Raw genomic sequence first — 11,501 nt, 5'->3', positions numbered from 1 at the left:
TTCCTATAGAGTAAGACATTCTTACCCGTGTGAAGGTCTCAACAGTTATTTCCGAGAGCTGCCATCGGAAAAACCGATATCCTCAAACCAGGGGATCTACCTGCATGGAACTGAGACATCTGCGTTATCTCTGCGCCGTCGCCGAGCACGGCACCTTCAGTGAAGCCGGTCGCCGCCTCCACGTCTCCCAGTCCGCCATCAGCGAGCAGATCGCCGATCTCGAGCGCGAAGTCGGCGGCCCGCTTCTCAATCGCAACTCAGGCCGAACCCGCCTCACGCCCCAAGGCCAGCTCTTCCTCGCCGAGGCGCGTAAAACCCTCGCGGCCGCCGACCGCGCCATCGAAATCACGCAGCGATCCCTCATCGGCCAGGTCGGCTCTCTCAACATCGGCTTCTTCCTCTGGGGCGCCGGCGGCTTCTTCGCCCGCATCATTCGCGACTACCGCAAGCTCCACCCCGACATCAAGCTCTCGCTCTACGAGATGCGCACGCCCGAGCAGATGGATGCCCTCCTCACCGGAAAGATCGACATCGCCTTCGCCCGCCCCCTCGAGCCGCCCTTCGATCAAACCCTCCGCGCCGAGCTCCTCTATCGCGACCCCGTCGTCGTCGTCCTTCCCCGCGACCATCCTCTCGCGGGCAAACCCATCTCGATCCAATCTCTCATCTCCGAACGCTTCGTCCTTTGCGATCGACAGATGACTCCCGCACTCTTCGATGGCATCGTCGCTCTCTGTTCCTCTGCGGGTTTCTCGCCCAGCATCGTCAACACCGCCGCCACATGGTCCAGCGTCCTCACTCTGGTCGAATCCGGCGAAGGCGTCGCCCTCGTCCCCTCGGGAGTCCGTTACCTCCGCCCTCCCGGAGTCGTCATCTCCCCGCTTGTGCCGCAAAATCTCCACATGGGGCTCTCCGTCGCCTGGAACCCGCAGAACGAAGACCCCATCCAGCAGAACTTCCTCCACCTGGTTCGCGAGAACAAAGACCGCATCCAGCGTACCCACGGCCTCTAGCGGATCGTCTTCTGCGGCATTTTTAGTGTCTAATGCTGTCCATGATCAGACCCTGCTTCCTAGTCATAGACCGGGAGTTTCCCGGCAGCATCTCAACCCGCAAGCTGGTCATCGAAACCGCGAAGTTCAACGTCCTGACCGCCTACAGCGGCGGTGAGGCCCTCGAGGTCTTCGCTCGTTTTCCAGCTGTCAGCGGTGTGGTCCTCGACGGCGGCCTCGACGACGTGTCCTGCGAAGAAGTCGCCGACAAAATCAAACTACTTCAACCAAAAGTTCCCATCATCGTCATAACCACCCCCGGCTTCAAGGGCTGTCCCTCATCCGACTATCAACTCGAATCCTTCGACCCGGCAAAGCTGCTGGAGATCCTTCGCAGTCTGAAGCCAGAGGCCTCAGCAGCGATCGAAAAGCGCAACGAACAACTCAGCCGCGAAACTCTCTCATAGCTCAACCAAACAAAAAAGCCCTCCCCTCCGCAGTCTTTCGCGAAGAGGAGGGCCGTCTTTGTTCTCTGCTTACTTACCCGCTTCGACGTCGATCGTAAACTGAACGTCATCGCTCAGCGTAGGCGCGCCAAACTTCGAACCAAAGTTGAAGTCGCTGCGCTTCAGCGTTCCGGTTGCCGAGAAGCCCGTCACCAACTTACCGCCCTGACCCTTCTGCGGAGGCGTCGGGCCATCCACATCGAGCGTCACGCTCTTGGTCACGCCGGTCAGCGTCAAATCGCCCACAACCTGCAGTTTGCCGTTCGCGCTCGTTACCGCGGTCGACTTGAACGTCATCGTCGGGAACTTCTCGACGCCGAAAAAATCGGGCGACTTCAGGTGAGCGTCCCGCTGCTCGTTGTTCGTCGAAACCGTCTTGGTAGTGATCGTAGCCTCGACGCTCGACTTGCTGGGGTTCTTCTCATCCCACACAACCGTTCCATTCACGCCGCTGATCGAGCCGCGCACGGTGCTTACCTGCAGGTGTTTGATCGAAAAGTTCACCTGCGAGTGGTTAGGGTCAATGGTCCAGGTCGATGCCGACTGGGCGAACGCGCTGACTCCGGTCAGGAGCAGTGCAGAGAGGGCTGCGGTAAAGATGCGGCGGTTCATAGGGTGTTCTCCTTGGTAGGTCTGCTGTGAGATGTCTTTGTCATAGTGACCGGCTCAGAAATATGTGCTGGCCACCGTTACATTTGTGCAAAAACTTGTAGGCCCGTTCTACAACGGGAAAGTTGTTAGGCGAGATCGAACAACAGTATCTCGCTATTCGCCTTTCCCTGCGCGCTTACTTCAAGCGTCTCTTCGTTGTCGACAGCAACAGCATCGCCCGTCTCCAGCGTTTTGCCGTTCACCGTCACCTCTCCCTGGATCACATGCAGCCACGCATGGCGCTTGCTCCCCAGCGGATAGGTAATCCGTTTGCCCGGCGTCAACTCCGCAACCGACACGCTCGTGTCCTGGTTGATCGTCGCCGCACCGGCCGTCGGTGTAGGCGAAGCCAGCAGCTTGAAGCGGTCCAGCTTCTCCTCCGCCTCAAACTTCAACTGCTCATAGCTAGGCTTCGTGCCACGGCTCTTCGGCTCAATCCAGATCTGCAGAAAGTGAACCGGCTCCGTCTCCGAACCGTTGAACTCGCTATGCACCACGCCGCTGCCGGCCGACATCTTCTGAATCTCATTCGGTCCCAGCACCTCCACGTGGCCCATGCTGTCCTTGTGGGCAAGCTGGCCCTTCAGCACATAGCTCAGAATCTCCATATCGCGGTGCGCATGCGCTCCAAACCCACGCCCCTCCGCCACGCGATCCTCATTGATCACGCGCAGCGAGCGGTATCCCATATGCTCCGAGTCGTGATAGTTGGCGAACGAAAACGTGTGATGCGAATCCAGCCATCCGTGGTCTGCGTGGCCTCTCTCGTTACTCTTCCGAACAGTCAACATGACATTTCCTTTCCGTCTCTTCACCGGCTCATTCCTTAGGGCCGTGTGTCCTGCTTCAAAGTCTTGTTGCGTCAAGCGGTCTTGCACTTCTGCGTGGGAACCGCCATCTTCGCCGCGAGCCCCATCTTCTTCAACCCCTCGTACATCGTCCTTCGCTCGGCCTCGCTCAACCCCGCAGCGACAAACTCGAGATCCTTCTCATGCCGCGCATAGATCTCCTCGATGAATCCCTTGCCTTCATCCGTCAGCTCCACATAGCGGGTGCGCCGGTCCGAGGCACAGCTCTTGCGCAGCACCAGTCCGCGTTTCTCCAGCCGATCGATCGCCGAAGTCATCGAAGCACTCGCCAGCAGAACCTTCTCGCCGATCACAGAGATCGTCAGCGACCCCTTGTGCAGCAGTACCTCCAGCACCATGAAGTCGCTAAGGATCAACCCCTGCGCAGTAAAGGAGCCCTCGATAAAATCCCCGATCGAGCGATAAGCCCGAGCCAGAACCAGCCAGAGCCGAGGGGCCGAAACTATATTCTGCTCATCTATCATCTCCGGCTCCTCAACTCCTACGACATAAGATATCTCGACACCGAGATAAGATTCAAAACCTGGTCTTCGCTCCTTATCCTTCCTCTTATCAGCATATTAGCGTTTCACAGGCTGCGAGCCTTAGCTTCGCAGAGGATAATTGGGCGGACCAATCGACGTTTTTCCCCGTGCCGATGGAGTGGCTATAGGAAGGTTCTTCGGGGTGGCCCTTGGAATCCCGTCAGTCAGGTCCTAAGTTCAGTGAGAGACCGGTGATCTGTGGGTGGCAGTCAGGCAGCCTCCTGAACACCGCCCGAGGGAGACTTTTCGTTGCTGATGCTTCTATCGTTTCTGTCGCTGCTTGCTTTGCCCGTACCCCTGTTGATCTTTTTGTCGGCGATGTTCCTGCTATCGGTGCTATCCCCCCTACCTTGGTCTGCTCTTCTGTTGTCCTTCCACAGCGCAGCCGAGGATCCTGTCCTTCTTCATCTTGCTTCCTTTCGTCCCGCTCATGCCTCCGTCTATCGCCTCTGCCTGGCCCTCGCGATCCTCGTGACGATTCCGGTCCCGACGATCAAAAGGGAGCGCAATGGATTGTTGATGTCCTGCTTACTGGCGCTCGCCTTGCTCTTTTCTCTCTCGGTCATCCCGTCTTCAAGTTCAGGAAATCTCTCGCCGCGCATCCGCGGAACGGTAGACGACCGGGAAGGCTCAACCATCCAGGGTGCCAAAGTTGTCGTCGTCAATCAGAGGACCGAAGCTGTCTTCAGAACACGAACCGGCAGCGATGGAAGCTACGAGTTTCGTAAACTCCCCAACGGGATCTATTCTCTGAGTGTCCAGGTCCCCGGCTTCCAGACCTTCACGGCCTACGGAATCCACCTCGCTCAGGATTCCGACTACGCCCGGCAAATCGATATGCTGCACGCCTGCAGGACCCGCGCGATCCGGGCTCCGGCAAGAGCTCCGGCAGAGAACGCCCTGACCGTCGGATCGCTCCTCTGGTTGCAGCCTTGAGCTTCTTGCAGCCTTGAGCTGATTACAGCCGCGAGCTTGTTACAGCTTTGACCGGCCACTCAAACCTGTTGCCGCCCAAGCTGGCGGCCAACATCTTTCATTCGCTCCATCTCATCGGCAGCATCCGAGACCAGTGCGGGCACCGGAGTGATTCCAGCCGCGAGTAAAGCCTCCTCCACAAACGTCTGTGCCTCCGTCCTTCTTGCGGCAATACCCTCCGCGTTAAACGTCCAGCACTCCTTCCCCTTCATCTGGCTCGAATCAAGCCCGGACAGCACTGCAACCAGACTGTTCAGCTCCTCTGTCCCGGACCTTTCGCCCTCCAATCCAACCACAACGGTCTCGGCCCACAGCAGATCTGCCTCCCGCAGCGTCCCATAGCCCTTGTGCCCCACCTCGACCGCGCCCGGCGTCCTCAGACGTCGCAACCGAATACCCGCCTCCGCCTCAACCGCACCCACCCCGACCGCCAGCGCCAACTGCTCCGTGCGCTCCGTATCCGCTTGAAAGATCACCAGTACATGACTCATATCCCAAAATCTCCTTCCCATCATGAGACCCAAAGAAAACCACAACCGCTCCGTCACCCTGAACCCGAAAAAGACGGCTCAGACGGGTGCCGGTCAAAAATAAAGTTCAAAAACTTGGCGCATTTTTCACCCCAGAAAAAGTGACGGCTAAAACACCACCTTAGCCACGCAATTCACCACAACATCACCACGATTTACCATCGAAAAACACCACGAAAAACGCAAAAACCCCTGCAAAAAGCGCCCTTCACCACGCAGCAATTTTTTTTGCCGCAAATTCCCAAAATCACCCTTCGCGGGTGAGCGGTTTCCGCGCAAAGTAGTAAAGCGAAAAAGCCAGCAGAGCAAACATCACCACGCTGACCGGGTCATGGTGCAGAGGATTATGCTCGCTGAACCGGGGAATCGAGCGGTCCGTAGCCGCTTCGTAAAGTTTTACGCAAACCCCCAGCAATCCAACGATTCCACCAGCCGCAATCAGCCCCGAAGCATAAAGAGAACCGGGAGAAACCTCAGATTCAAGAGTGACATCGCGAGCAGTAATGGCGTTGAAGACAGGAACCCCGCCATCATCCGCATGTGCAGGATTCGTAGGGTCAAAGTCAGGATGTTGAGCCAGCCACGTATCGCGATCCGAGTGCCAAAGGGCCAAAGAAGCGTCATGCTCAAGCCGAGCCTTCTCCGCCGCATGGCGAAGCATCGCGCGATCCACCATCCAGCGCATCACACCACCCACAAAGATCGCCAGCGTAGTAGCAACGCTGAGATAAGCCCCTACCGCGAAGGTCAGTGACCGGACGCCAAGAAGCTCAACAACGACCACAATGGCAACACCCAGCAAGACCAGTGCCCAGGGCAGCTTGCGGCTCAGAATGCCATTGATAACAGTCGCCATCAGACGGCCTTGCGGTGCTGCCGCCTTTTCGCTGCCGATACCCTGAATCCACTGGACTTCGATCTGACCCGTCACGGGGTTGTAGAGATACTTGCCATCATCAAGCGTCGTGGACCCGATGGCGTTGAGAAGCACATATTGCTTCGCATTCGAGATCTGTTCTACGGCTCGGTCTCCATGGGCAAATGCAATGTGGTCGCGGGTGAATTGGCCGTTGTTCTGAACGCCGTCAGGAAGTTTGTCGAGAGAAAAGACGATTGGTTTGGGGAGACGCTGAAAGGTCTCAAGGCCTTTGTTCATCGCGTTGAGCGTAGCGCCAATCGAAAAGATCGAGACGATGACGCCGATCATAATGGCGATCTGTTGCTTCCACGGCGTTGCGCCGATGAGGTAACCGGTCTTGAGGTCTTGCGAGGTATCGCCTGCGTTGGAGGCGGCGATGCAAACAACGCCGCCAATCGTAATCGCAAGTGCTCCGAAGGCGGGGGCCGTCCATCCTTTGACGAGGAAGATGGCGGCAGTGGCCATGAGGGTTGCGATGGTCATGCCGGAGACGGGCGAGGCGGAGGAGCCGACGATGCCGACGATGCGCGCGCTGACGGTGACGAAGAGGAAGCCGAAGACGACGACGAGCAGAGCAGCCGCGATGTTGGCGAGAGCGCCCACCTGGGCACCGGGGATGGGCTTGAACTGAAGAAAGAGAAACATCAGCAGGATAAGGAGCAACGAGCCACCAAAGACGACGATAGGAGGGAGATCGTGTTCCGTGCGAGAGGGCAGTGCAGCGGCAGCTTTACCTGAGCCGGTCTTTTTGAAGCCCTGAGTGAGTGCTCCCACGATAGTGGGGAGGGTGCGCAAGAGCGTTATGAGACCGGCGGCTGCGACGGCGCCTGCTCCCATGGGGCGGACGTAGGTTCGCCAGAGATCGGATGGCGACATCTGCGTAATGAGAACGGTGCCGGGATAGAGTGGCGTGGAGAGATGCGAGCCAAAGAAGTAGATGGCAGGCATGAGAACCAGCCACGAGAAGACACCACCTGCGAGCATGATGGCCGCGACGCGAATGCCAATGATGTAGCCGACGCCGAGATACTCCGGGGTACAGTCGGCGCGGATGGCAGAGCCTTTGAGGAGATGTTGCGTGCCGAGATCGGGCTGATAGTCCGGCTGGCTGGGCCAGAGGGCGAAGAGGTTGTCGTTCTGGAAGAGAGTGTAGAGACCGCCGAGGCCAAGACCAAGGAAGACACGAGAGGCGAATGAGCCGCCGCGTTCCCCGGCGATCAAGACGTCGGCGCAGGCTGTTCCTTCGGGATAGATCAGGTTGTCGTGCTCTTCGACGATGAGCTGGCGGCGAAGGGGGATCATGAAGAGAACGCCGAGCCATCCTCCGAAGAGAGCGAGCGCGAAGATGCGGGATGCTTCGAGATCAAAGCCGAGGAAGATGAGTGCCGGAAGTGTGAAGATGACACCGGACGCGATGGATTGGCCCGCATTGCCAGTGCTTTGAACGATGTTGTTCTCGAGGATGCTGGCTTTTCCGAACGCTCGCAGGATGGAGATGGAAAGGACCGAGATGGGGATGGACGCGGCGACCGTGAGACCAGCACGGAGACCTACATAGACAGTGACCGCACCGAAAAGGACACCGAAGATTGCGCCGAGGATGAGTGCGCGTGCGGAGAGCTCGGGGCGGGTTTCAGTGGTAGGGACGAAGGGTTTGAAGGCTGGTTTGGTCGGTGTGGATGTTGCCATGGTGGTGCGTCTCCCGCTTGGTCGAGCTGTGTTTCGGCTTCGATGGAGTGTATCAGCGGGGATGTGGTGGTTGACTACTGGCTTTGCAGGATTCGTCTGTTGAGTTTTGAAGTGTCTTTTGAAGAGTCTGTAGTTACCGGAACTGCGATTCACGGATGTTCATTGGTTAGTCGATGAGACGACCTGTTAAACGCCAATTGAGAAGCGAGGTACTTGTCCGAGATATCGACTTCACGGACAAGTGGCTACGACAGGTAAGCTTAGTCCGAGGCTAATACTCCAAGCGTGGCTGATCGCATTCAAACGTTGTCGGACCATCCGACGACGGCTATCAGTCTCCTCCGGACCCGGAGCCGGGTGATGAGGCTTGGCACAAGCTGACATGGATACTCTACCCGCTGATGGTAGTTGCCATCTTCAGCCACGGGCCTACTCGTCACGGCGGAATGGTCCGAACTTGGAAACTCGCAAACACGCCTTTGTCTCGTGATCGAGAGTTTTCTGTTTGAATTACCGATCATGTGCCTCCGCATTAGAAGGAACCGAGAGTGATCGAGGTAGTCACTTGGGAAGCACAATCTTATACAACACACCGCAACCGGCGGTTCCGTTTGTCTTACACGGATGAGTGCTATTGCTGGAATGCCCCCCATACAGGGTTGCGCCGTAGATATCTCCATTGGGCAGTTGGATGAGCCCGGTAGAGGGCGAGAGGCCGTCCTTTCCCGCAAAGGAATGCAGAGTGGTTTCAGTTCCATTCGCGGTGATCTGAAAGACCACACCGAATCCATCAAGTCCTTCGGTAGAGCCGTGGACTCCCCCGGCCTGGGTTGCGCCGTAGATCGTATCACCGAGGACCAGGGGTATTCCCTGTGGTCCAGCGCCATCCGAACCAACAAAGGAGTGGATCACAGAAAAGCTGCCGGAGGTGTCGTATTCGTACGCCACACCGCAACCAAAGTTGGCGAAGGCGCCCGCGTCATAGAGGGCGCAGGTGCTGAGGTCTCCTCCTTGAAGCGCAAAGCCGTAAATGTTTCCGTTGCCATCGAGCGCGATGCTGTTGGGTGCAGCTCCATCGGTCCCGCCAGTGAAGTAGTGGAGCGGGGTAAAGGTGCCATCGGGTCTCAACTGAAACAGGACTCCATAACCGGGGTTATCGGAGTTTCCGGTATCATCCGGGCCGCCGTCCACCGTGGTGCCATAGAGATTCCCCACCGCATCGACCGCTAGAGATGCCAGAGGATCGGAACCGGTTTCGGTTGGATTATTGAAGTGAAAGAGGACAGTTGTAACTCCCCTGGGATCGATCTTGAAGATCTCCCCGCAACCGTTACCAGGAGCGCAGCCGCCGCCTGTCGTCACGCCGTAGAGGTTTCCGTTCTTGTCGATCGTCAGGCCGCCGTACGGCTCCCCTTCGGAGGCGGAAAAAACGTGGACTACTTCTCCTGTACCCGATGGAAGAATCTTGTAGATCGCTCCAACGGTTGAGTTCGTTTGTATTTTAAGCAACATTTCGCCGTACAGATCTCCAGCAGTGTCGCGCACCAAGCCGGAGGTTGGGAAGTTGGGCTTACCATCAAGCGATCCGAAGGTGAATTTTGGAACCAAGAAGCCATGAGCCCAATCGAATATCACGCCGCAGCCCGACGGAACGCACACGTTTCCGCCCTCGTTGGCGACTCCGAGGACATGACTGTAACCATCGGCAAGCAGGTTCCCGATGGGTGAAGCACCATCGGCGAGGCCGTTAAATTTGTATTGAACGTGTAAGTCGTCCTGTGCGCTGAGGGTGGGAGGCGTTAGAAGGACTGACCCTGTCACCAGCGCCATAGTGACTAAATGGAGACGAAAGCTTGCTAGCGAGGCAAACCTTCCGGTGCCTGTGTTGTTCTTCATGATGTCATCCTCGGGGGATTTCGAATTTCGCACGCGGCAAGGGGGGAGATGATCCGCTCGGAAACGATAGCATGAAACTTTTCAGCGAGTGCAACAAAATCCCGATCACTTGCGTTTGAATCCCCCGACAGCTTTGTGTCTCTTGACTACGGTGACATCGAGCTGTGCTGACGCAATATCAAATCGGCCCGCTGCCGGTTTCCTTTTCCACCTGAGGTTTCCGCGGGGCTGTCAGTTTATAGCGCAGTAGAGCTGCGAGGGCGCAAGCGATAAGGAAGAGCATGGGGCCGGTGAAGAGGAAGCGATCGGTGATCCATCTGCTGTCGAGCAGGCCGGAGGTCTGTCCATAGAGAGGGCCGAAGAAGCGTTCGATGCGGCCGACTGACCGGTGTGTGTCGAAGACGCTTGAGGTCTGGGACTTCCAGGTGGCGAAGCGGATGAGAAAGGCGACGGTGACGGGAAGCCAAGCCCACAGGATCGGGGGCACGGCGTCCGGTTCCAGGGTTAGTCCAGTAGACGGGGAAGGAGCGATGGAGCGGGAGAGATCTCCAAGCGTCTTGCCAAGCTTGCCGAAGGGGATGAGGCCCAGGACGAATCCGGTGCCGGCGAAGATGGGTAGAAAGTAACTCAGTACATAGCCAACGCGGTTCAGGGCGGTCCAGTGCATCGTGGTAGCCAGTTGCCATACTGGCGTCGTGACAACCCATGAGAATCGGATCGCGGCGATTGCGACCAGGAGGTATAGAAAGAGGCATTTGGCGCACCAGGTGGCGACTTTCAACATGGCCTAGATGTAGCACAGGCGCATCTTTTGTGGTGCAGAATTGTTGACGGCTGGTGTGGCTAAGGGGCTATACTGCGTGAAATGGCGCGGTCCGACGGACCTGGAGCGCCGGCGAGTGAGGTGAGTCTTCAGCGATTGCTTGAATGACAATGCGCTCGGGATTGGTTCCGGGGGGCCCCCCGGTGCTCCGCCTGGCGGCGGGGTAGAAGGGCACGCGAACTCTCGCTGGTGGCGAGGGCCTGGACGGGTGGTTCGGGCTGCTCTGGATGATCTGGTTACTACGTTGTATCCGACCGATTGCAGGGCTTGTGGTGAGCCTCTGCTGACAGCTGGGCTGTCTCCTGTATGTGACAGATGTGTAGAGGGAGTTGAGGCGCAGTCGATGACGCTCTGCGTGCGCTGTGGCGAGGCGCTCGACATGGAGGGCGTGCGGTTTGCGGGGCAGTTTCCTGTGGAGGGGCTGGTGTGTTCGCCGTGCAGGATGGTGCCGCCGGAGTTCGAGCGGGCTGTGGCCTATGCGGTGTATCAGGATGAGCTACGGGAGATGATTCACCTGCTGAAGTACGAGCGGATGCGTTCGGTGGCGAAGCTGCTGGGCAGGTTCCTGGCGCGGGCGATTGAGATGCTGGAGGGAGAGGCTGGTGGTGAACTGCTGGTTGTTGCGGTGCCTTTGTTTCCCTCCAAGGAGCGCGAGCGGGGCTACAACCAGGCGGTGTTGATGGCTGATGCTGCCCTTGGGGAGTTGAAGAGGACTCGTCCGCAGTGGAAGCTGCGTTCGGCGCATGAGGTGATTCGCCGGGTGAAGGATACGCGAAGCCAGTTTGAGCTGACTCCGAAGGGGCGGCGGCGAAATCTGCAGGGCGCGTTCAAGGTGGACGATCGTGCGGCGCTGGCTGGACGCGAAGTTTTGTTGATCGATGACATTTATACGACTGGGGCTACGGCTCGCGCTTGTGCGCAGGTTTTGCGGCGGGCCGGGGCTGGCAAGGTCTGGGTAGCGACGGCGTCGCGGGCCCAGGCGGAGATGGTTGCTTCCTGGGATTCCAAGGATGCGGTTTCGGCGGATGCAAGGTCTGGTGTTGCGGGTTCTGGTGTTGCCGTCTGGGATGCCGGTTAGTGGAGTTGGAGTGGCAGAGGAGCTTGGCGCGGAGTGCTAACAGTAGCTG

General features: G+C 58.0%; 11 protein-coding genes. 4 read left to right on the top strand and 7 right to left on the bottom strand.

What is annotated here, in order from left to right:
• The first annotated feature begins 104 nt into the window (after positions 1-104).
• Together HDF09_RS09040 and HDF09_RS09035 are read left to right on the top strand one after the other, a co-directional pair.
• Positions 105-1,013 (top strand): LysR family transcriptional regulator, encoded by a 909-nt coding sequence (locus tag HDF09_RS09040; RefSeq protein WP_183764916.1) that lies wholly within the window; start codon positions 105-107, stop codon positions 1,011-1,013.
• Between the two features lie 41 nt (positions 1,014-1,054).
• The gene (locus tag HDF09_RS09035) at positions 1,055-1,459 is read left to right on the top strand and encodes a DNA-binding transcriptional response regulator (protein WP_311719104.1); all 405 of its coding nucleotides are present in this window, start codon (positions 1,055-1,057) and stop codon (positions 1,457-1,459) included.
• A gap of 69 nt (positions 1,460-1,528) precedes the next feature.
• Here HDF09_RS09035 and HDF09_RS09030 read toward each other — a convergent pair whose 3' ends face one another.
• The 3 genes from HDF09_RS09030 to HDF09_RS09020 all read right to left on the bottom strand — a co-directional run bounded on the left by HDF09_RS09030 (position 1,529) and on the right by HDF09_RS09020 (position 3,482).
• Positions 1,529-2,110: a YceI family protein gene (locus tag HDF09_RS09030; RefSeq protein WP_183764910.1), complete on the bottom strand. Its 582-nt coding sequence runs from the start codon at positions 2,108-2,110 to the stop codon at positions 1,529-1,531.
• Positions 2,111-2,235: 125 nt separating this feature from the next.
• Positions 2,236-2,940: a pirin family protein gene (locus HDF09_RS09025; RefSeq protein ID WP_183764906.1), complete on the bottom strand. Its 705-nt coding sequence runs from the start codon at positions 2,938-2,940 to the stop codon at positions 2,236-2,238.
• Between the two features lie 71 nt (positions 2,941-3,011).
• Complete coding sequence (locus HDF09_RS09020) at positions 3,012-3,482, bottom strand: MarR family winged helix-turn-helix transcriptional regulator (protein WP_183764903.1); 471 nt, start codon at positions 3,480-3,482, stop codon at positions 3,012-3,014.
• A gap of 315 nt (positions 3,483-3,797) precedes the next feature.
• Here HDF09_RS09020 and HDF09_RS09015 point away from each other — a divergent pair, with 315 nt between their 5' ends.
• Positions 3,798-4,478, top strand: a complete 681-nt coding sequence (locus tag HDF09_RS09015) for a carboxypeptidase-like regulatory domain-containing protein (RefSeq protein ID WP_183764899.1) — start codon at positions 3,798-3,800, stop codon at positions 4,476-4,478.
• Positions 4,479-4,537: 59 nt separating this feature from the next.
• Here HDF09_RS09015 and HDF09_RS09010 read toward each other — a convergent pair whose 3' ends face one another.
• The 4 genes from HDF09_RS09010 to HDF09_RS08995 form a co-directional block, all read right to left on the bottom strand.
• On the bottom strand, positions 4,538-5,008 hold the full coding sequence (locus tag HDF09_RS09010; RefSeq protein WP_183764896.1) for a hypothetical protein: 471 nt from the start codon (positions 5,006-5,008) through the stop codon (positions 4,538-4,540).
• 286 nt (positions 5,009-5,294) lie between these two features.
• A complete protein-coding gene (locus HDF09_RS09005) occupies positions 5,295-7,655 on the bottom strand; it encodes an OPT family oligopeptide transporter (RefSeq protein WP_183764893.1) in 2,361 nt (786 codons plus the stop codon).
• Positions 7,656-8,216: 561 nt separating this feature from the next.
• The gene (locus HDF09_RS09000) at positions 8,217-9,551 is read right to left on the bottom strand and encodes a choice-of-anchor tandem repeat GloVer-containing protein (protein ID WP_183764890.1); all 1,335 of its coding nucleotides are present in this window, start codon (positions 9,549-9,551) and stop codon (positions 8,217-8,219) included.
• 178 nt (positions 9,552-9,729) lie between these two features.
• The gene (locus HDF09_RS08995) at positions 9,730-10,218 is read right to left on the bottom strand and encodes a hypothetical protein (RefSeq protein WP_183764886.1); all 489 of its coding nucleotides are present in this window, start codon (positions 10,216-10,218) and stop codon (positions 9,730-9,732) included.
• Positions 10,219-10,717: 499 nt separating this feature from the next.
• Here HDF09_RS08995 and HDF09_RS08990 point away from each other — a divergent pair, with 499 nt between their 5' ends.
• Complete coding sequence (locus HDF09_RS08990; protein WP_183764882.1) at positions 10,718-11,452, top strand: ComF family protein; 735 nt, start codon at positions 10,718-10,720, stop codon at positions 11,450-11,452.
• The last annotated feature ends 49 nt before the right edge of the window (positions 11,453-11,501 follow it).

The sequence above is a fragment of the Edaphobacter lichenicola genome (genome assembly GCF_014201315.1).
Classification (GTDB): Bacteria; Acidobacteriota; Terriglobia; order Terriglobales; family Acidobacteriaceae; genus Edaphobacter; species Edaphobacter lichenicola_B.
This window is presented reverse-complemented; position numbering and strand designations above follow the sequence as displayed.

Bases quoted from the DNA above. Each gene is read 5' to 3' on its own strand.
- HDF09_RS09040 (WP_183764916.1), top strand. From the start codon at position 105: ATGGAACTGAGACATCTGCGTTATCTCTGCGCCGTCGCCGAGCACGGC.
- HDF09_RS09035 (WP_311719104.1), top strand. From the start codon at position 1,055: ATGATCAGACCCTGCTTCCTAGTCATAGACCGGGAGTTTCCCGGCAGC.
- HDF09_RS09030 (WP_183764910.1), bottom strand. From the start codon at position 2,110: ATGAACCGCCGCATCTTTACCGCAGCCCTCTCTGCACTGCTCCTGACC.
- HDF09_RS09025 (WP_183764906.1), bottom strand. From the start codon at position 2,940: ATGTTGACTGTTCGGAAGAGTAACGAGAGAGGCCACGCAGACCACGGA.
- HDF09_RS09020 (WP_183764903.1), bottom strand. From the start codon at position 3,482: ATGATAGATGAGCAGAATATAGTTTCGGCCCCTCGGCTCTGGCTGGTT.
- HDF09_RS09015 (WP_183764899.1), top strand. From the start codon at position 3,798: ATGCTTCTATCGTTTCTGTCGCTGCTTGCTTTGCCCGTACCCCTGTTG.
- HDF09_RS09010 (WP_183764896.1), bottom strand. From the start codon at position 5,008: ATGAGTCATGTACTGGTGATCTTTCAAGCGGATACGGAGCGCACGGAG.
- HDF09_RS09005 (WP_183764893.1), bottom strand. From the start codon at position 7,655: ATGGCAACATCCACACCGACCAAACCAGCCTTCAAACCCTTCGTCCCT.
- HDF09_RS09000 (WP_183764890.1), bottom strand. From the start codon at position 9,551: ATGAAGAACAACACAGGCACCGGAAGGTTTGCCTCGCTAGCAAGCTTT.
- HDF09_RS08995 (WP_183764886.1), bottom strand. From the start codon at position 10,218: ATGCACTGGACCGCCCTGAACCGCGTTGGCTATGTACTGAGTTACTTT.
- HDF09_RS08990 (WP_183764882.1), top strand. From the start codon at position 10,718: ATGACGCTCTGCGTGCGCTGTGGCGAGGCGCTCGACATGGAGGGCGTG.